The 509-nt window shown below is 46.2% G+C and carries 1 protein-coding gene; it reads right to left on the reverse strand.

All coding sequences use genetic code 11. The annotated features are described in order from the left end of the window. Positions 1–21 precede the first annotated feature (21 nt). The coding region (locus R7R24_RS30605; protein WP_318120702.1) for an efflux RND transporter permease subunit at positions 22–509 on the reverse strand (488 nt) is incomplete at its 5' end.

Raw genomic sequence — 509 nt, forward strand, 5'->3', positions numbered from 1 at the left:
TTTTTATTAAGACAAGAGATGCTAGTTCGATGTATTCGCAGAAATATCTGAAGATACTGACGCTTTTCTAAAACGACCAATGGCACGCTGGAAGAAGAGCTTAATCGCTCGAAAGATGTTTTTAATATCTTCAAGCATTAGATACAGACAAGGCACTAACACCAACGTCAGGACTGTGGCATACAACACAGCAAAGCCCAAAGCGACGGCCATTGGTATTACGAAACGTGCTTGTAGACTGGTTTCGAACATAATAGGCAATACACCCGCAAAGGTCGTGATGGATGTCAGCGTAATCGCTCGGAAACGCGCACAACCAGCCTCAACCACCGCCTGCTTGATGGTCATCCCTTTCTCTCGCACTTGGTTCACATAATCTGTCATCACCAGCGAGTCGTTGATCACCACACCTGCAGCTGCGATCAAACCAAATGTCGACATCATGCTAATGTCTAGCCCCAACCAGAAATGCCCCCAAATCGCCCCTGTTAAACTAAACGGGATAACAG

Source organism: Vibrio sp. 704 (assembly GCF_033339295.1).